Below are 19,280 nucleotides of genomic sequence, written 5' to 3' on the forward strand. Positions count from 1 at the left end.
TCAGGGCTTGACCTTGCGCCGCATGATGCCGTTGAGCACCACCACAACCACCGCGACTACGATGGCGATGGTCTGGAACGCCTTCTCGCTGATCACGCCGGTGCTCTGCAGGTACGACAGGCCAAACATGGTCGCCAGTACCGCCAGAACGATCAGAATCGAGTATTTCAAACGTTGCTTGTGAGTCATGACAAGTTCCTGGACCTGAAAAATGAAAGGCGCTGACCGGCCACGATCGGCGCAGGCCGGCTATGTTACAGGCGATGCAACGCTTTGGCTTGCCCCGGCGGCTCGCGCAGCAGGCCGGTGCCCGGCCCGGCACACAGTTCAACCAGCCAGTCGACGAACACCCGCACCCGCAACGATAACTGGCGATGGGGCGGGTACAGCGCCGTCAGGGCCATCTTTGGCACAGCCACCTGGGGCAGGACTTCCACCAGGCGGCCCTCGGCCAGTTGCCGCACCGCGTGGTAATACGGGGCCTGTATCAAGCCGTAGCCGGCTTCGCACGCGGCGAAGTAACCGTCGGAGCTATTGACCGCCACCCGCTTGGGCAGATCCAGCGCACGCACATCGTTGCCAACCTGAAACTCCAGGCCGAAGCGCTTGCCACTGGCGCTGGAGACATACTCGACCATGTGATGACCGGCCAGGTCGTCAAGATCGGCGGGCATGCCGGTACGTTCCAGGTACGCCGGGCTCGCCAGGGTCAACTGGTCCATCAGCGCCAGCGGCCGCGCCACCAACGACTCATCCAGCGCCGCGCCGCCGCGCAACACGCAGTCCACGCCTTCGCGGATCAAATCCACGGGGCGGTCGTTCAAGCCGATATCCAGCTCGATCTGCGGGTAGCGCGCGGTGAAGGCCGGCAGCGCCGGGATCACAATCAAGCGGCCGATGCCGGAGGGCATGTCCACACTTAAAATGCCGCGAGGGTTCTGTCGGCGTGTGGAGAACACCGCCTCGGTTTCCTCCAGGTCCGTCAGCAATTGCACGCAGCGCTGGTAGTACGCCTTGCCGTCCGGGGTCGGACTGACCTGCCGCGTGGTGCGTTGCAGCAGCTGCACGCCCAGGTGCGCTTCCAACTGCTTGATCAGGATGGTCACCGACGCGCGCGGCAGTTGCAGGCTATCGGCGGCTTTGGCGAAGCCGCCCAGTTCGACGATTCGCGTGAATACGCGCATGGCATTGAAGCGATCCAAGGAAATTCCTCGCCGATTATTTAGAAATTACAAACAGTGATAGCGCTTTTAGCCTGTTTATCTTGTTTTTGTCGAGGATAACAATGGCGCCCTACCCCATCCAGGAGCAGCACCGATGCAAACCCGTCAACTTGGCACCCACGGCCCCCTCGTCTCCGCTATTGGCCTGGGCTGCATGGGCATGAGCGATTTCTACAGCCCCGGCAGCGACACCCGCGAAGCCACCGCCACCCTGCACCGCGCCCTGGAACTGGGCATCAACTTCTTCGACACGGCGGACATGTATGGCCCGCATACCAATGAGCAGTTGCTCGGCAAAGCGTTCGCCGGCAAACGCGACCAGGTGTTCCTGGCCAGCAAATTCGGCATCATCCGCGACCCGGCCACCCCCGCCTCGCGCGGCGTGGACGGCAGCCCCGAATACATCCGGGCCTCCATCGACGGCACCTTGCAACGCCTGGGCGTGGAAACCCTCGACCTCTATTACCAGCACCGCATTGACCCACAGGTGACCATCGAAGAAAGCGTCGGCGCCATGGCCGAGCTGGTCAAACAGGGCAAGGTGCGTTACCTCGGCCTCAGCGAAGCCTCCGCCGCCACTTTGGAGCGGGCCCATAAAGTCCATCCGATCAGCGCGCTGCAAAGCGAATATTCACTCTGGAGCCGCGACCAGGAAAGCAACGGCTGCCTGCAGGCCTGCCAGCGCCTGGGGATCGCATTCGTGCCCTACAGCCCGCTGGGGCGCGGCTTTCTGACCGGCGCACTGCGCAGTCCGGACGACTTCAGCGCCGACGACTATCGCCGCTCCAACCCACGATTCCAGGGCGACAACTTCACGAAAAACCTGCAATTGGTCGAACACGTGCGCAGCCTGGCCGCGGACAAGGGCGTGAGCGCCGGGCAACTGGCCTTGGCCTGGGTGCTGGCCCAAGGCGATTTCATCATTCCGATCCCCGGTACCAAGCAGCGGCGCTATCTGGAAGAAAATGCGGCAGCGGTGGCCGTTGTGCTGAGCCCGTCAGAGCTGGCGACGCTGGATGCGATTTTCCCGGCCGATGCAACCGCCGGCCTGCGCTACCCCGAGGCCGTGATGGCGATGCTGGATATCTGACACCGCCGGCCAGGAAGCACCGTCGCTGAGCGGTGCTTCGACTTTTCTTGCACCATCGTACCTAAAGCTCCTACCCGCCTCGCCGATACCCCTACGAAGCTCCAAGAAAGCCGCGTCGACAATAAACGCTTCGTAAGGACGATCCCATGCCCCCACTGCGCTCCATTCAAGCCCGATATACCCTGTTTCTGGTGTTGTTCGTCCTGGTGTTATTCGTGTTGACGATCGTCGGCATCGGCCAATTGGTCGCGCCCACGTTGCGCCATACCGAAGAACAGGTGGTCCTCAACCGCATCGACGAAGTGGCGAAAACCATCCAGGGCGAACTGAACAAGGTTCAGGCCCAGCAACGCAGCATTACCCAGACCATTGCGCTGCTGGACAGCGATGCCATCGACAAAGTCCTGCCTGGCCTGGTTGACCAGTACGGCGAGCTCAAAGTGTTCGGCGGCGGCATCTGGCCGCTGCCCAACCAGCGTACGCCGGGGCGCAATAAGCACAGCACGTTCTGGCACCGCGATGCCTCCGGCAAGTTGGCGGTCAACACCTTCTGGAACAGCGACCCTGCCCCTAACTATTACGACCAAAGCTGGTACAAAGGCGGCCTGGCCTCGCCGCGCGGTCAATGCGCCTGGGCCGCCGCTTATAAAGACGATGCCAGCCAGGAGCCGCGCACCAACTGCGCCATGGCGATCCAGCGCGATGGCGCGGCCTACGGCGTGGCCACCATCGACGTGACACTCGGCTTCTTCAACGAGCTGGTGGCCAGCAAGGAAAAAGACATCAGCGGGCAAATGCTGATTGTGGAAGGCGACGGCAAGATCATCAGCAACAGCACGCGACTGAACAGCCCAGTGGTGTTGAAGAACATCAGCGAACTCACCGCCACCTCGGCGTTCGCCAGCCAGGTCAGCAAGGCGCTCGCACATCGCGACCAGGGTTTGCAGCGCAGTGAGTTCGACAACGGCGGCGTCGCCAGCACCTTCTATATGCGCCCCATCGAAGGCACCCCGTGGTTCCTCGCCACGGCCCTGCCCACTTCCTTGATCACCGCCCAGCGTGACGACGTACTCGGCACCCTGGCGCTGCTGCAGATCCCCATGGTGTTGCTGCTGGTGCTGCTGGCCGCGTATGCGATCCGCAAGCTGGTGCAGCGCATGAAGACGCTCAAAGCCAACATAGACGCGCTGTCCACCGGCGATGCCGACCTGACGCGGCGCATCACCATTCGCGCCGAAGACGAACTGGGCGCCATTGGCCATTCGGTCAATCGTTTCATCGTGTACCTGCAAAACATGATTGGCGAAGTCACCCAGGCCACGGCGGCCATGTCCACCGGCCTTGAGCAACTGCAGCGCACGTCGGCGCAGACCAACCAGATCCTGGTACGGCATGCCTCGGAAACCGATCAGACCGTCACCGCCATTACCGAGATGAGTTCCACCGCCGACACCGTTGCGCAGAACGCTGCCGAAACGGCCGCGTTCACCCAGCGCGCCAACGAACATGCCGACCGCTCGCGCGTGGTGGTGGGCGAAGCGTCCAGCAGCGTCGGTGCCCTGATTGGTGAAGTCGCCAGCGCCACGCACACCGTGGAAAACATGCGCCAGGACGCCGCGCGTATCACCGAGACCCTTGAGGTGATCGGCGCAATCGCCGGCCAGACCAACCTGCTGGCCCTCAACGCCGCCATCGAAGCCGCGCGGGCCGGCGAGCAGGGCCGTGGCTTCGCGGTGGTAGCAGACGAAGTACGCGCCCTCGCCGCACGCACCCAGGCCAGTACCTCGCAGATCAACGAGATGCTTACGCGCCTGACTACCGGGGTAAACTCGTCGGTCGCCGCCATGGAAAACACCCAGGCCAGTTGCCAATCAGCGGCGGATGCCACCGCGCGGGTTAACACCGGACTGGATGAGATGGCCGGCTCGGTCAGCCATATCAACAACCTCAGCACCCAGATCGCCACGGCCGCCGAGCAGCAAAGCGCGGTGACCGAAGAGATCAACCGCAGCATGGTGCAGATCCGACAAATGGTTGAGGCCTTAGTGCAAAGCGGCCATGCCACCGAAAACAATACCCAGAGCCTGCTGGAGGCCAATGGTCGAGTCATCAGCCTGATGAGTCGTTTCAAGGTGCGTTGATCCTGCCCTGAACACTCCCGTGCAAAGCGCGGGAGTCAGACTATTCTGACAGTTCAAGATGCTTCTTCCCGCCACACAGGAGGTGTGTCATGCGCGCTGTCGAGCAGTCGGTCCGCTTGGAGCGGATCAGTCAGGAACGCTTTATCCGGGCCTCCGTCGAGGCCGTCTACGCCTACGTCACCCAGCCCGACCGCTGGCACGAATGGCATCCCACCTCCCTCGGCGCAGAGACCGGCACCACCGGCTCTCTGGGAGTCGGCGCGCGTTTTACCGAGATGATCGACCTGCTTGGCGTACGCGTTCCCATGAGCTACCGCGTACAAATTGCCCGGCCTTGCGAGGAGTTCAAGAGCGTCTTCACCTCCCTGGCCGTGGACGGTTCGATTCATTTTTTCCTGCAGCCCTTTCGCGACGGCACGCTGTTCAAGCGGGTGCTGAGCTATGAAACCGAGTTGCAGTTGGTGAGCTTGCATGACCGCATGATCGAACTCTCGGACGTGGCCCTGGACCGCCTCAAGCAGCATCTGGAACAACCAGCTTCGGAATAATTTGAAACATCTCAGCGCAGCCAACCGGCTGCGGGCACTGGCTTGCCGGCGAGGACGTCGTCATGATCGCCGCCATTCCAGTGCACCTCCTGCGAGAGCCCCCATGAAAAAACCATTGCGCCTGTTGCTGCTGAGCGCCCTGTTGGCCACCCCCCTGGCCCAGGCCGCCGACCTGATCCCCATCGACGTGCACCGCGACGCCAACTGCGGTTGCTGCAAAAAATGGATCAGCCACCTGGAGAGCAACGGTTTCAAGGTTAATGACCATGTCGAAGCCGATATGAGCGCCGTCAAGCAGCGCCTGGGCGTGGCGCCGCGCCTGCGTTCGTGCCACACCGCCGTGATCGACGGCAAGTTCGTTGAAGGCCACGTGCCTGCCGAGCAAGTGCTGGCATTGCGCAAGCGCGACGATCTGCTGGGCATTGCCGCGCCGGGCATGCCCATGGGTTCACCGGGCATGGAAATGGATGGCCACGCCGATGCGTATCAGGTCATTGGCGTGAGCCGCGAGGGCAACGATGCAGTGGTGGCCGACTACCCGGCACACTGATCGGTGTCGATGGGTTACCTGGGGCTGTTCTTCGCGGCGTTCGGCGCCGCAACCCTATTGCCATTGCAGTCGGAAGCCGTGCTGGTGGGGTTGCTGCTCAGCGAGCATTACAACCTGTGGTTGCTGCTGGGCATCGCCACCCTGGGCAATGTGCTCGGTTCGCTGGTCAACTGGTGGCTGGGCCGTTGGGTAGAACATTTCAAACAGCGGCGCTGGTTCCCGGTCAATCCGCGGCAGCTGGACACAGCCGGTAAACATTACGCACGCTGGGGCCATTGGACACTGTTGCTCAGTTGGGTGCCGATCATCGGCGACCCGCTGACCCTGGTGGCTGGGGTCATGCGTGAACCTTTGTGGCGTTTTCTGCTGCTGGTGACGCTGGCCAAAAGCGCGCGTTATGGCGTGTTGGCGGCCGTGACCCGGCAGTGGCTGTTAATTCCCACTTAATCGTGCGCCAACAGCATCCGGACACCCTTTTTCGGAGCCCGTCCATGCGTTTATTTCGTGAATTCTGCGTCGCCGGCCTGTTGACGGCCACTGCGACAACGGCGTTTGCCGCCACCTACGGCCCTGAGCTGCAGGGTTTTGAATACCCGTATCCTATCGAACGTTTCAACTTCCAGTCCCAGGGCAAGACCCTGCAGATGGGCTACATGGACGTGCCGGCCAATGGCAAAGCCAACGGGCGCAGCGTCGTGCTGCTGCATGGCAAGAACTTCTGCGCGGCCACCTGGGAAGGCACGATCAAGGCCCTCAGCGACGCCGGTTATCGCGTTATCGCCCCGGACCAGATTGGCTTTTGCACCTCCAGCAAGCCCGACAGCTACCAGTACAGCTTCCAGCAATTGGCCCTGAACACCCACCAATTGCTGGAAAAGCTCGGCATTCAAAAGGCCACGCTCCTCGGCCACTCCACCGGCGGCATGCTCGCCACCCGCTACGCGCTGATGTACCCCAAGCAGACCGAACAACTGGCCATGGTCAACCCCATCGGTCTGGAGGATTGGAAAGCCCTGGGCGTGCCCACGCTCAGCGTCGACCAGTGGTATGAGCGCGAGCTCAACGTCAACGCCGAGGGCATTCGTAAATACCAGCTCGACACTTACTACGTCGGACGGTGGAAGCCGGAATACGAGCGTTGGGTGGATATGTACGCCGGCTTGAGCGATGGCCCCGGGCATAAACAGGTCGCATGGAACTCGGCGCTGATTTACGACATGATCTTCACCCAGCCGGTGTACTACGAGTTCAAGAACCTGCAGGTGCCGACGCTGCTGCTGATCGGCACGGCCGACACCACCGCGATCAACAAAGGCATCGCGCCGCCGCAGGTCAAGGCAACGCTCGGCAACTACGCGGTCCTGGGCAAGCAGGCGGCCAAGCTGATCCCCCATGCAACCCTGGTGGAATTCCCGGGCCTGGGGCACGCGCCGCAGATGGAAGAGCCGGCGCGCTTTCACCAGGCCTTGCTGCAGGGCTTGAATACCCTTTAACCCTTCCCTTGAAGAGGCGCGTGTAAATGTCGGTACAGATCGCAGTCATTGATGATTGGCAGAGGGTTGCCGGTGGTGTGGTGGATTGGTCAGTACTGGAGGCCATCGGCCACGTGCATTTTTTGCACGACTATCCGGCCGACACCGCCACCCTGATCGAGCGCTTGCAGGGCTTCGAGGTCATTTGTGTAATGCGCGAGCGCACCGTCTTCGATCAGGCCCTGCTGCGGGGGCTGCCGCGGCTCAAGCTGCTGGTGACCGGCGGCATGCGCAATGCCGCCATCGACCTGCCCGCCGCCACGGCACTGGGCATCCAGGTGTGCGGGACCGACAGCTACAAACACGCCGCACCGGAACTGACCTGGGCGCTGATCATGGCCAGCACCCGCAACCTGCTGGCCGAAGCCAACTCGTTGCGCGCCGGCGGCTGGCAGCTCGGCCTGGGCGGCGACCTGCATGGCAAGACCCTGGGCATCCTCGGGCTGGGCAGCATCGGCCAGAAGGTCGCGGCATTCGGGCAGGCATTCGGCATGCGCGTCATCGCCTGGAGCCAGAACCTCACGCCGGAGCGCGCCGCCGCTGCGGGTGTGACCTGGGTCAGCAAACAGCAATTGTTTGAACAGGCCGACATTGTGAGCATCCACCTGGTGCTCAGCGAGCGCAGCCGTGGCCTGGTGGACGCCCAGGCATTGGCGTGGATGAAACCCAGCGCACGGCTGGTGAACACTGCCCGCGGGCCGATCGTGGATGAACAGGCGCTGGTGCAGGCCCTGCAAAGCGGCCAACTGGCCGGCGCGGCGCTGGATGTCTACAGCCAGGAGCCATTGCCCGCCGACCACCCGTTTCGTCAGTTGCCCAACGTGCTGGCCACGCCCCACGTGGGCTACGTGAGCGAGCAGAACTATCGGCAGTTTTATGCACAAATGATCGAAGATATTCAGGCCTGGTCCCGTGGCGCTCCGGTTAGGGTGCTGGGCTGAATGGGCGGGCCTGGCTTGTCGAATCGTCGCACCTCCCGCGCTGGGCTGCGCAGCAGCCCCAAATAAGCACACGCAAACCGACTCATGCATCGAACGCACCCTTTGGGAGCGCTGCGCTTTCCAATGCAGTGCAATCCCGCGAGCAAACAGGCCAAACGCCACTACCGCCCCCGGTTTACCCGCATCGCATAAGGTTACAAGATTTTTGTCCTACAAAAATCTCGTATAAACCCTACGGGCTCTGGGATCTGTCCTAGACTGGTGACCGATGGGTCCCTTCCAAAACAAAAACCCCGCGAAAAAATTCTAAACTTTCCAACTCTGCTGTTGGTCAGGTTTAGGGTAAGGCGCGCCTGAGCTGTTCATGCCGGCGCCGTCTATCCAACTTTTTATTGCTAACCGTGCAACTGGCATAGGCCTTGCCAGTTTGTCATGCGCTTGTGCGCCTGACCGCAGGATGCGGTCACCGTAGTTAATGGCAGCGGGCCATTAGCCGACCAACACGTGGAGAGAATCATGATCAGTGCCGCAGTAAATATTCAGGGAGAGCGTGTTAGTCAGCCAGTTGGCGGGTCGACCTCTTTGGTCGACCTCAACACGGTGCGGCCGGTGTCCAGTTACAACCCCAATCGCAAGAAAGTGCTGTTTGTCACTTCGGAGTTCGCCGACCTGGTGAAGACCGGCGGCCTGGGCGACGTGTCCGCCGCCCTGCCCCGCGCCATGGCGCATCTGCATGATGTACGCGTGCTGATTCCCGGTTACCCGCAAGTGATGGAAAGCGACAACCCGATCCACATCATCGGCGAACTGGGCGGCCATGCGGCGTTGCCGCCCTGCAAGATCGGGCGCATGGATCTCAAGGACGGCCTGGTCATCTACGTTTTGATCTGCCCCGAGCTGTACGAGCGCGAAGGCACACCCTACGGCGCCAATAACGGTCGCGACTGGCCGGACAACCATATCCGCTTCGCCCGCCTGGGCCTGGCCGCCGCCGATATCGCCGCCAACCTGGCGCAGATCCACTGGTGCCCGGACCTGGTGCACGCCCATGACTGGCCCGCTGGCCTGGCACCGGCGTATATGCACTGGCGCGGGTCACGCACGCCGACGCTGTTCACCATTCACAACCTGGCCTATCAGGGCGTGGTGAGTCTGGCGTCCACCCCGGAGCTGGGTATTCCGCCGCACGCGCTGCAGCAGGAAGGCATGGAGTTTTACGGCAAGATGTCGTTCCTCAAGGCCGGCATGGCGTATTCCAGCCATATCACGACGGTCAGCGCAACCTATGCCCAGGAAATCACCACCCCCGAATTCGGCTGCGGCCTCGACGGCTTCCTCGCCGCCAAGACCCAGCAAGGCTTGCTCAGCGGTATTCCCAACGGCATTGACGAAAGCTGGGAAACCTCCACCGACACCCACCTGACCCACAACTTCAACATCGGTGACTGGGAAGGCAAGGCCATCAACGCCGCGCACGTGCGTAACCTGTTCGGCCTGCACGACTCTACCGGCCCGCTGTTTGCCGTCGTATCGCGTCTGGTCTACCAGAAAGGCCTGGACCTCACCGAAGCGGTCGCCAGCTTTATCGTCGAGAACGGCGGCCAGATCGCCATTATCGGTCGCGGCGAACCGGAAGAAGAACAGGCCATGCGCGAGCTGGCCCTGCGCTTCCCCGGTCAGATCGGCGTGCGTATCGGCTTCAACGAGACCGACGCCCGGCGCATGTTCGCCGGCAGCGATTTCCTGCTGATGCCGTCGCGCTACGAGCCTTGCGGTTTGAGCCAGATGTACGCTCAGCGTTTCGGCTCACTGCCGGTGGCACGCAACACCGGCGGCTTGGCCGACACCATCGAAGACGGCGTGACCGGGTTCCTGTTCAACGAATCCACGGTGGACAGCTACAAAGCCGCCCTCACCCGCGCTTTCAATGTGTTCGCCTTCCCTGGCCTGCTCAATGCCATGCGCTGCCGCGCCATGACCCAGCCATTCAACTGGACCCAGGCAGTCGAACCCTACGCAGAACTCTACGAACAACTGGTGGCCAAGGCCCTGGGGAAATCAGTCAAATAATCAAGGGAGGTCTCTATAGATGCCTTTACGGACTCTGGAAACCTGGCCCCACGGCGCAATTATGCTGGACGCGCAACACACGCGTTTCGCCTTGTGGGCGCCAGACGCGTTTTATGTCAGCGTTGAATTGGAAGACGGCAAATCCATCCCCATGCTGTCGCAGGCGGATGGCTGGTTCGAAGTGGAAATCAAGTGCCCGGCGGGCACGCGCTACCGCTTCAATATCGACGGCGAACGGGATGTTCCCGATCCAGCGTCCCGGGCCCAGGCCTCGGACGTTCACGGCTGGAGCCTGGTGGTCGACCCGCTCGCCTACCACTGGCGTCAGTCCAACTGGCAAGGCCGGCCCTGGCACGAGGCAGTCATCTACGAACTGCACGTCGGCGCACTGGGTGGCTACGCCGCTGTTGAGCAACACCTGCCGCGCCTGGCCGAACTGGGCGTAACCGCCATTGAACTGATGCCCCTGGCGCAGTTTCCCGGCGAACGCAACTGGGGCTACGACGGCGTACTGCCGTATGCCCCGCACACCTCGTACGGCACCCCCGAACAGCTCAAGCACCTGATCGACAGCGCCCATGAACACGGCCTGGCGGTCATTCTTGACGTGGTCTACAACCACTTCGGCCCCGACGGTAATTACCTGGGCCAATATGCCGCGAGCTTCTTCCAGGAAGACGTGCACACCCCTTGGGGCGCGGGCATTGATTTCGAGCGCCGCGAAGTGCGCGATTTCTTCCTCGACAACGCCCTGATGTGGCTGCTCGAATACCGTTTCGACGGCCTGCGCCTGGACGCGGTGCACGCGATCGACAACCCCGGTTTCCTGCAGGAACTGGCCCAGCGCGTACGTCAGCAGGTCGACAGCGGGCGCCATGTTTGGCTGATGCTGGAAAACGAACTGAACCAGGCCAGCCTGCTCAAGCATGATTTCGATGCGCAGTGGAACGACGATTTCCACAACGTGCTGCATGTGCTGCTCACCGGCGAAACCGACGCCTACTACAGCGACTTTGCCCAGGACCCCACCGCCAAGCTGGCGCGGTGCCTGGGCGAAGGGTTTATCTATCAGGGCGACACCACCCGCCACGGGCACACCCGTGGCGAGCCGAGCGCGCATCTGCCACCGAGCGCTTTTGTCGCGTTCTTGCAGAACCATGACCAGATCGGCAATCGCGCCCTCGGCGAGCGCCTGCACCAGCTGTGCTCGCCTCAAGCGCTTGAAGCCGCAACAGCCCTGCTGTTGCTGTCGCCGATGATTCCGTTGATGTTCATGGGCGACGAGGCCAATGCGCCCGAGCCGTTTCTGTTCTTCACCGATCACCATGGCGAGCTGGCCGAGGCCGTGCGCGAAGGCCGGCGCAATGAATTCGCCGACTTCGCCGCGTTCCACGACCCCGAACGACGTGAACGCATCCCCGATCCCAATGCGCTGTCGACCTTCGAACAGTCCAAGCCGACCCTGCCGGATGCGGCGCACCTGCAGCTTTACCGCGAGCTGCTGAGGCTGCGCCATCGCCACATCGTGCCCCACCTGCCCGGCAGTGTGGCGCTCGGCGCCAGCGTACTCGGCGATAGCGCCGTGAGCGCACGCTGGCGCCTGGGTAACGGCAGCGTGCTGCACATTGACTTGAACCTGAGTGCCACGGCGTTGCCACATCCTGCGTCGCCGCACGTGCTGTTCCAAACGCCGGCCAATCACGGCGCGCAACTGCCGCCGTACAGCGCACGCGTGACCCTATCCCCAGCTGGAGAACACCCTTGAGCGAAGCGAAACTGGAAATCCTCGCCAGCCGCGCGGGCCTGGCCGTCGATTGGATCGACGCCAACGGCCGCCCGCAACGCGTACAACCCGACGCCCTGCGCGCGGTGCTCAAAGGCCTTGGTCATCCGGCCGATAACGACGCCGAGATCGACGCCAGCCTGCATGACCTGGAGCAGGCACAGCAAGACAAACACCTGCCGCCATTGCTGACTGTCGACAGCGGCGACGGCCTGGACCTGGCACGGTATTTCGAGCCGGACACCCTGTGCCGCGTCCACCTGGAACAAGGCGAAACCCTGGAACTGCGCCTGGATAGCGATGCGGTGTTGCCCGGCGTCGTTGCCTTGGGCTACCACCAGGTGCAAATCAACGACCAGAGCTTCACTCTGGCCGTCGCCCCCGCCCACTGCTACAGCGTGGCCGAAGCGGTGGACAGCCGCCCCGCCCGCGCCTGGGGCATCAGCGCGCAGCTCTACGGCCTGCGGCGTCTCAACGATGGCGGTTTCGGTGACACTCTGGCCCTCGAACACCTGGCCCGCTCAGCCGCCGAGCGGGGCGCAGATGCCCTGGCCATCAGCCCGATGCATGCGATGTTCAGCGCCGACCCGCAACGCTACAGCCCCTACTCGCCATCGAGCAGACTGTTTCTCAACAGCCTGTACGCCTCGCCCGCCTGTATTCTGGGCGAGCGCGAAGTGCGCAATGCCATCGAGGCCCTGGGTATTGCCGATGAGCTGCACGACCTCGAACAGCTCGACCTGATCGACTGGCCCGCCGCCGCCCAGGCCAAGCAGCGCCTGCTACGTGCGCTGTATGAAGATTTCCGCCACGGTCACCACCCGCAGCACGCCGACTTCCTGAGCTTTCGCCAGGCCGGTGGCGAGGCGCTGGAAAACCATTGCCGCTTCGAAGCGGTCCAGGCCATGCGCGCCGCCGCCGGTGAAAGCCTGGACTGGCGCCACTGGCCGCAGGACTGGCGTACCCCGCAAAGTCCGGCGCTAGCGGCATTCGCCGACGAGCACCGCGACGAGATTGGCTACTACGCGTTCACCCAGTGGCTGATTGCACGTTGCCTGGAGCGCGCTCAACAGGCCGCGCGTGGCAGCGGCATGGGTGTCGGCTTGATTGCCGATCTGGCAGTGGGCGCCGACGGCGGCGGCAGCCAGGCCTGGAGTCGCCAGGACGAATTGCTCGCCGACCTCACCGTGGGCGCCCCGCCCGACATTCTTAACCGTGCCGGCCAGGGCTGGGGCATTTCCGCGTTTTCGCCCGAAGGCCTCAAGCGCCACGGTTTTCGCGCCTTTATCGAGATGCTGCGCGCCAACTTCGCCCATGCCGGCGGGCTGCGCATCGACCACGTGATGGGCTTGCAACGTCTGTGGGTAATCCCCATGGACGCCTCGCCCAAGGAAGGCGCGTACTTGTATTACCCGGTGGACGACATGCTGCGCCTGCTGGCGCTGGAGTCCCACCGTCACCAGGCCATTGTGCTCGGTGAAGACCTCGGCACGGTGCCCGACGGGCTGCGCGAAAAACTTATCGGCCGTTCCATACTCGGTATGCGCGTGCTGCTGTTCGAGCAAGGCCATGACGGCCAGTTCAAGCCGATCCTCGACTGGCCCGACAACGCCCTCGCCACCACCAGCACCCACGACCTGCCGACTCTCAACGGTTGGTGGCACAGCCGCGACATCGACTGGAATATCCAGCTTGGCCTGATCGACGCGCCGACCGTGGAGCAATGGAGCGAACACCGCCTGCGCGAACGCCAGGCACTGCGCCAGGCCTTGAGCCAGGACCCGCAGAACTTTGTCGATGAGATCCGCAACGAGACCGACCACATGATCGACGCCAGCGTGCGCTACTTGGGCCACACCCGTGCGCCGCTGGTGCTGCTGCCGCTGGAGGATGCCCTGGGTATTGAAGAACAGGCCAATCTCCCCGGCACCACCGACACCCATCCCAATTGGCGCCGCCGCCTGCCGGGCGAGGCCGCAAGCCTGCTCGACAACGCCGGCGCCGCGCGCCGCCTGGAACTGCTGGCCGTCGCGCGTAACCAAGCCTACGAGCGTGACCGATGAAAGCACTGCCCCTGCGCGCCACTCAGCGCCTGCAATTCCATAAAGGTTTCACCCTGGACGACGCGGTACCGCTGGTGCCGTATTTCGCCCAACTGGGCATCAGCCATTTGTACGCCTCGCCACTGCTCAGCGCGCGTGCCGGTTCCATGCACGGCTACGACGTCGTCGACCCGACGCGGGTCAACCCCGAACTGGGCGGTGAGGACGCGCTGCGCCGTCTGGTCGCGGCCCTGCGTGAGCACGACATGGGGCTGATCCTGGATATCGTCTCTAACCACATGGCCGTGGGTGGCGCCGACAACCCTTGGTGGCTGGACCTGCTGGAATGGGGCCGCTTGAGCCCCTACAGCGAGTTCTTCGATATCCAGTGGCACTCTCCCGACCCGCTGCTCAAAGGCCAATTGCTGATGCCGTTCCTGGGCAGCGACTACGGCGAAGCCTTGCAGAGCGGTACCTTGACGCTGCATTTCGATGCCGACCACGGAACGTTCTACGTCGAGCATTACGAGCATCGCTTCCCGATCTGCCCACGGGATTACGCACTGATTCTGGGCACCGACGAACCGCTCAAACCGCTGGCGGACCGTTTTGCCGCACTCGCCTACCAGGACGATGCCTACGCCGAAGCCGCGTGGCTCAAACAGGCCCTGGCCGAGCGGGCCACCGAGGTGCTGCCGGCCATCGAGCAGCGCTTGGCCCAGTTCGACGGGCGCGAGGCGGAAGGCTTTGAACGCCTGCATCAATTGTTGGAACAGCAAGCCTATCGCCTGGCCAGCTGGCGCACGGCGGCGGACGATATCAACTGGCGGCGCTTTTTCGACGTGAATGAGCTGGGTGGCCTGCGCGTGGAGCGCAGCGCGGTGTTCGAAGCCACGCACGGCAAGATTTTCGAACTGATCAGCGAAGGCCTGGTGGACGGCCTGCGCATCGACCATATCGACGGCCTGGCCGACCCACGCGGTTATTGCCGCAAGCTGCGGCGCCGGGTCGACACGTTGTCCCCCGAGCGGCACCTGCCGATCTTTGTCGAGAAGATCCTCGGCGAAGGCGAAACCCTGCGTGAAGACTGGCAAGTGGACGGCACCACCGGTTATGAGTTCATGAACCAGCTGTCCTTGCTGCAGCACCAGCCCGAAGGCTTCGAGCCGCTGGCCGAGCTGTGGACGCGCCTGAGTGAACGGCCTTCGGCCTTTATCGAAGAGGCTCGCCTGGCGCGCCAGCAGATTCTGAACGGCTCCCTGGGCGGCGATTTCGAAAGCGTGGCCCAGGCGCTGCTGCAGGTAGCGCGCGACGACGTAATGACCCGCGACCTGACCCTGGGCGCCATCCGCCGAGCGTTGCAGGAGTTGATCGTGCACTTCCCGGTGTACCGCACCTACATCAGCGCTCGCGGCCGCAGCGCCGCAGACGACAAGGTGTTCCAGCAAGCCATGGACGGCGCGCGCAGCACCTTGAGCGAGGGCGACTGGCCGGTGCTCGATCATTTGGAAAAATGGCTCGGTGGCCAGCCGTGGCGTAACCGCCCCGTGGGGCGTGAACGCAAGATCCTCAAGCATGCCTGCGTTCGCTTCCAGCAACTGACTTCGCCGGCCGCCGCCAAGGCGGTGGAAGACACCGCGTTCTATCGCTCGGCGGTGCTGCTGTCGCGCAACGATGTGGGCTTCAGTACCGAGCAATTCAGTGCGCCGCTGGCCGACTTCCATCAGGTCAACCAGCAGCGCCTGCAGGCGTTCCCGGACAATCTGCTGGCCACCGCGACCCACGACCACAAACGCGGCGAAGACACCCGCGCGCGCCTGGCGGTGCTGAGCGAATGCGCGCCGTGGTACGTGGCCCAAGTTGAAGAGTGGCGCAACCTGGCCGCGCCGCTGCGCGATGACGCCAGCGCGCCGTCGGCCGGTGATGAGCTGATTCTTTACCAAGTGCTGGTGGGCAGTTGGCCGCTGGACCTGGACCCAGGCGCATCGCTGGAGACCTACCAGCAACGCCTCTGGCAGTGGCAACAGAAAGCCCTGCGCGAAGCCAAGTTGCAAAGCAGTTGGAGCGCGCCCAACGAAGCCTATGAACAAGCGGTCGAGGCGTTCCTCTCGCGCCTGTTATTGACCGATGCCGGTCGACCGTTGCGCACCGCGATTGGCGCCGCCGCCCAGGCGATCGCCCCGGCCGGCGCCTTGAACGGCCTGGCGCAAACCTTGCTTCGCATGACCGTGCCGGGTGTGCCGGACCTGTACCAGGGCGCGGAGTTCTGGGACTTCAGCCTGGTGGACCCGGACAACCGTCGCCCGGTGGATTTCACTGCACGGCAACAGGCGCTGAATGCCTCGCCGGGCACCGATCAACTGCTGTCCAGCTGGCATGAAGGGCCTATCAAGCAGGCGCTGATCAGCCAGGTGCTGGGCCTGCGCAATGCCCATCCGGAGCTGTTCCGCCAGGGCAGCTACACGCCCCTGGAAGTGGTCGGTCAGCATGCCGAACGGGTGGTTGCGTTCAGCCGCGAGCATCAGGGCAAACAGCTGGTGGTGCTGGTCCCACGCTGGTCCCACGCGCTGCTTGAAAACAGTGTGCAGCCGCTGATCCCTGCGCAGGTTTGGGGCGATACCCGGGTGAAATTACCGTTCGCCGCGTCAACGCAAAACTGGAAGGGACTTTTTCAGACAGGCGCAGTCACACCAGACAAGGAGCTGTTGATCAGCACTGCGCTGGGGGAATTCCCGGTCAATGTCTTTATTAATTCTGATGATCAAGAAAGCTGAACATTTTCTGTGAGGAGCATTGCGATGAGTACTGAAGACAAACGCATCCGCGAATTGGCGCATCAGATCTGGGAGTCCGAGGGCAAGCCCCACGGTGAGGACGCGCGTCACTGGGAGATGGCGCGCAAGCTGGCCGAATCCGAAGCCTTGACGCCCAGCAAACCCAAGCCTGCGGCCAAGCCCAAGGCCACCGCCAAGCCGGCGCCCAAACCCAAGCCTGCCGCGGCCGCCAGTAAGCCCGCCGCCCCCGCGGCAAAGAAACCTGCGGCAGCGAAAAAGCCCAAGCCTTAACCAGCCTATCGATGCCCGACCCTCCTGCCGACCCAGTCGGTGGGAGTTCATCTTCACTCTCTACCGTATTCGCTGAAACTTTGTCAGCACGGCCGCACTCGGCCCGAAAAAAGCCCCCTTTCAGGAGCAACACCATGAGCAAACCGGATAAAACCCCATCGACGCCGGGCAATGAGCCGTCGCGGATTCGTGAAGGTTTGCCCTTCCCCCTCGGCGCTACGTGGGACGGCCTGGGCGTCAACTTTGCGCTGTTCTCGGCCAATGCCACCAAGGTCGAACTGTGCCTGTTCGACGACAGCGGTGAAGTGGAACTGGAGCGCATCGAGCTGCCGGAATACACCGATGAAATCTTCCACGGTTACCTGCCCGACGCCCACCCCGGGCTGATTTACGGCTACCGCGTATACGGCCCTTACGATCCAGCCAACGGCCACCGTTTCAACCATCACAAATTGCTGATCGACCCCTATGCCAAGCAGCTGGTGGGCGAACTCAAATGGTCCGAAGCGCTGTTCGGCTACACCATCGGCCACCCCGATGACGACCTCAGCTTCGACGAACGCGACAGCGCGCCATTCGTGCCCAAGTGCAAGGTCATCGACCCCGCCCACACCTGGGGCAACGACCAACCGGTGCGCGTGCCGTGGGATCGCACGATCATTTACGAAACCCACCTGCGCGGCATCAGCATGCGTCACCCGTCCGTAGGCGAATCGGTGCGTGGCACCTGCGCCGGCCTGATGGAAGACGATGTGCTCAAGCACATTCGCCAGTTAGGGGTTTCCTCAGTGGAACTGTTGCCGGTGCATGCCTTTGTCAACGACCAGCACCTGCTGGAAAAAGGCATGACCAACTACTGGGGCTACAACAGCATCGCGTTCTTCGCTCCGGACCCGCGCTACCTGGCCAGCGGCAAGATTGCCGAGTTCAAGGAGATGGTCGCCCATCTGCACGAACAGAAGCTGGAAGTGATTCTGGACGTGGTCTACAACCACACCGCCGAAGGCAATGAACGTGGCCCAACGCTGTCCATGCGCGGCATCGACAACGCCTCTTACTATCGTCTGATGCCCGATGACAAGCGCTTCTACATCAATGACTCCGGCACCGGCAACACCCTGGACCTGAGCCACCCGTGCGTGCTGCAAATGGTCACGGACTCCCTGCGCTACTGGGCCACGGAAATGCACGTGGACGGTTTCCGTTTTGACCTGGCCACCATCCTCGGGCGTTATCGCGACGGCTTCGACGAGCGCCACAGTTTCCTTGTGGCCTGCCGCCAGGACCCGGTCCTGCGCCAGCTGAAAATGATCGCCGAACCCTGGGACTGCGGCCCCGGCGGCTATCAGGTGGGCAACTTCCCGCCGGGCTGGGTGGAATGGAACGACCGCTTCCGCGACACCGTGCGTGCTTTCTGGAAAGGCGATGACGGCCAACTGGCGGACTTCGCCGGGCGCATGACCGCCTCCGGCGAGATGTTCAACCACCGTGGGCGCCGGCCGTACAGCTCGGTGAACTTCATCACCGCCCACGACGGTTTCACCTTGCACGACCTGGTGTCGTACAACGATAAGCACAACGAAGCCAACGACGAAAACAATCAGGACGGCAGCAATAACAATCTGTCCTGGAACCACGGCGTCGAAGGCCCTACCGACGATCCGGAAATCAACGCCCTGCGCCTGCGCCAGATGCGTAACTTTTTCGCCACCCTGCTGCTGGCCCAAGGCACGCCGATGATCGTCGCCGGTGACGAATTCGCCCGCACCCAGCACGGCAATAACAACGCCTATTGCCAGGACAGTGAGATTGGCTGGGTCAACTGGGACCTGGATGACGACGGCAAAGCCCTGCTCAAGTTCGTCAAGCGCTTGATCAAACTGCGCCTGGCCTACCCGATCCTGCGTCGTGGCCGCTTCCTGGTGGGCGATTACAACGAAGACATCGGCGTGAAAGACGTCACCTGGCTCGCGCCGGACGGCAACGAAATGAGCACTGAGCAGTGGCAGGACAGTAATGGCCGTTGCCTGGGCATGCTGATGGACGGCCGCGCTCAGGAAACCGGGATTCGCCGTGCCGGTGCCGACGCCACCTTGTTGCTGGTGGTCAACGCCCACCACGACATGGTCAATTTCCGTCTGCCACCGGTGCCCGAAGGCGAGTTCTGGACGTGCCTGCTGGACACCAACGACACGGCGATCAAGGCCCAGGAGCGCTTTGACTTCGATCACGAGTACGCCGTGACAGGCCGCTCACTCCTGCTGTTCGAATTGCAGCGCGACGACGAGGTGTGAA

15 protein-coding genes are annotated in these 19,280 nt (G+C 62.9%); 13 read left to right on the plus strand and 2 right to left on the minus strand.

Annotated features, from left to right (window positions below; translation table 11 throughout):
• Both G7025_RS07510 and G7025_RS07515 read right to left on the minus strand, forming a co-directional pair.
• Positions 1–189, minus strand: coding sequence for a hypothetical protein (locus G7025_RS07510; RefSeq protein ID WP_181077789.1), 189 nt, complete (start codon positions 187–189; stop codon positions 1–3).
• Between the two features lie 65 nt (positions 190–254).
• Positions 255–1,202, minus strand: coding sequence for a LysR family transcriptional regulator (locus tag G7025_RS07515; protein ID WP_181077791.1), 948 nt, complete (start codon positions 1,200–1,202; stop codon positions 255–257).
• 115 nt (positions 1,203–1,317) lie between these two features.
• On the opposite strand from G7025_RS07515, the gene G7025_RS07520 reads away from it, so the two are divergent.
• From G7025_RS07520 to glgX, 13 genes are all read left to right on the plus strand, one after another.
• Positions 1,318–2,313, plus strand: a complete 996-nt coding sequence (locus G7025_RS07520; RefSeq protein WP_181077793.1) for an aldo/keto reductase — start codon at positions 1,318–1,320, stop codon at positions 2,311–2,313.
• Between the two features lie 146 nt (positions 2,314–2,459).
• A complete protein-coding gene (locus G7025_RS07525; RefSeq protein WP_181077794.1) occupies positions 2,460–4,454 on the plus strand; it encodes a methyl-accepting chemotaxis protein in 1,995 nt (664 codons plus the stop codon).
• 89 nt (positions 4,455–4,543) lie between these two features.
• Positions 4,544–5,002 (plus strand): SRPBCC family protein, encoded by a 459-nt coding sequence (locus G7025_RS07530; protein ID WP_181077796.1) that lies wholly within the window; start codon positions 4,544–4,546, stop codon positions 5,000–5,002.
• 103 nt (positions 5,003–5,105) lie between these two features.
• Positions 5,106–5,552 carry a DUF411 domain-containing protein gene (locus tag G7025_RS07535; RefSeq protein ID WP_181077798.1) on the plus strand — a complete coding sequence of 149 codons (447 nt, stop codon included), beginning with the start codon at positions 5,106–5,108 and terminating at the stop codon, positions 5,550–5,552.
• A gap of 3 nt (positions 5,553–5,555) precedes the next feature.
• Positions 5,556–5,999, plus strand: coding sequence for a YqaA family protein (locus tag G7025_RS07540; RefSeq protein WP_181077800.1), 444 nt, complete (start codon positions 5,556–5,558; stop codon positions 5,997–5,999).
• Between the two features lie 44 nt (positions 6,000–6,043).
• Complete coding sequence (locus G7025_RS07545) at positions 6,044–7,045, plus strand: alpha/beta fold hydrolase (RefSeq protein ID WP_181077802.1); 1,002 nt, start codon at positions 6,044–6,046, stop codon at positions 7,043–7,045.
• A gap of 26 nt (positions 7,046–7,071) precedes the next feature.
• Positions 7,072–8,025, plus strand: coding sequence for a D-2-hydroxyacid dehydrogenase family protein (locus tag G7025_RS07550; protein WP_181077804.1), 954 nt, complete (start codon positions 7,072–7,074; stop codon positions 8,023–8,025).
• 516 nt (positions 8,026–8,541) lie between these two features.
• Positions 8,542–10,095: a glycogen synthase GlgA gene (gene glgA / locus G7025_RS07555; protein ID WP_181077806.1), complete on the plus strand. Its 1,554-nt coding sequence runs from the start codon at positions 8,542–8,544 to the stop codon at positions 10,093–10,095.
• A gap of 19 nt (positions 10,096–10,114) precedes the next feature.
• Positions 10,115–11,860, plus strand: a complete 1,746-nt coding sequence (gene treZ / locus G7025_RS07560) for a malto-oligosyltrehalose trehalohydrolase (protein WP_181077808.1) — start codon at positions 10,115–10,117, stop codon at positions 11,858–11,860.
• The gene (gene malQ / locus G7025_RS07565; RefSeq protein ID WP_181077810.1) at positions 11,857–13,941 is read left to right on the plus strand and encodes a 4-alpha-glucanotransferase; all 2,085 of its coding nucleotides are present in this window, start codon (positions 11,857–11,859) and stop codon (positions 13,939–13,941) included. The genes treZ and malQ overlap by 4 nt, the downstream gene beginning before the upstream one ends.
• Complete coding sequence (locus G7025_RS07570; protein WP_181077812.1) at positions 13,938–16,694, plus strand: malto-oligosyltrehalose synthase; 2,757 nt, start codon at positions 13,938–13,940, stop codon at positions 16,692–16,694. The genes malQ and G7025_RS07570 overlap by 4 nt, the downstream gene beginning before the upstream one ends.
• A 24-nt stretch (positions 16,695–16,718) precedes the next feature.
• Positions 16,719–16,985: a DUF2934 domain-containing protein gene (locus G7025_RS07575; protein WP_181077814.1), complete on the plus strand. Its 267-nt coding sequence runs from the start codon at positions 16,719–16,721 to the stop codon at positions 16,983–16,985.
• A gap of 134 nt (positions 16,986–17,119) precedes the next feature.
• Positions 17,120–19,279, plus strand: a complete 2,160-nt coding sequence (glgX, locus tag G7025_RS07580) for a glycogen debranching protein GlgX (protein ID WP_181077816.1) — start codon at positions 17,120–17,122, stop codon at positions 19,277–19,279.
• Position 19,280 lies beyond the last annotated feature (1 nt).

Origin of the sequence: Pseudomonas lurida (assembly GCF_013522705.1) — a bacterium.
Classification (GTDB): Bacteria; Pseudomonadota; Gammaproteobacteria; order Pseudomonadales; family Pseudomonadaceae; genus Aquipseudomonas; species Aquipseudomonas quebecensis.

What these genes read in the sequence shown, in the direction of transcription:
- G7025_RS07545 (WP_181077802.1), top strand. Translation starts at nt 6,044, where the DNA reads ATGCGTTTATTTCGTGAATTCTGCGTCGCCGGCCTGTTGACGGCCACT.
- glgX (WP_181077816.1), top strand. Translation starts at nt 17,120, where the DNA reads ATGAGCAAACCGGATAAAACCCCATCGACGCCGGGCAATGAGCCGTCG.
- G7025_RS07575 (WP_181077814.1), top strand. Translation starts at nt 16,719, where the DNA reads ATGAGTACTGAAGACAAACGCATCCGCGAATTGGCGCATCAGATCTGG.
- G7025_RS07550 (WP_181077804.1), top strand. Translation starts at nt 7,072, where the DNA reads ATGTCGGTACAGATCGCAGTCATTGATGATTGGCAGAGGGTTGCCGGT.
- treZ (WP_181077808.1), top strand. Translation starts at nt 10,115, where the DNA reads ATGCCTTTACGGACTCTGGAAACCTGGCCCCACGGCGCAATTATGCTG.
- G7025_RS07510 (WP_181077789.1), bottom strand. Translation starts at nt 189, where the DNA reads ATGACTCACAAGCAACGTTTGAAATACTCGATTCTGATCGTTCTGGCG.
- G7025_RS07520 (WP_181077793.1), top strand. Translation starts at nt 1,318, where the DNA reads ATGCAAACCCGTCAACTTGGCACCCACGGCCCCCTCGTCTCCGCTATT.
- G7025_RS07535 (WP_181077798.1), top strand. Translation starts at nt 5,106, where the DNA reads ATGAAAAAACCATTGCGCCTGTTGCTGCTGAGCGCCCTGTTGGCCACC.
- G7025_RS07525 (WP_181077794.1), top strand. Translation starts at nt 2,460, where the DNA reads ATGCCCCCACTGCGCTCCATTCAAGCCCGATATACCCTGTTTCTGGTG.
- G7025_RS07570 (WP_181077812.1), top strand. Translation starts at nt 13,938, where the DNA reads ATGAAAGCACTGCCCCTGCGCGCCACTCAGCGCCTGCAATTCCATAAA.
- G7025_RS07530 (WP_181077796.1), top strand. Translation starts at nt 4,544, where the DNA reads ATGCGCGCTGTCGAGCAGTCGGTCCGCTTGGAGCGGATCAGTCAGGAA.
- glgA (WP_181077806.1), top strand. Translation starts at nt 8,542, where the DNA reads ATGATCAGTGCCGCAGTAAATATTCAGGGAGAGCGTGTTAGTCAGCCA.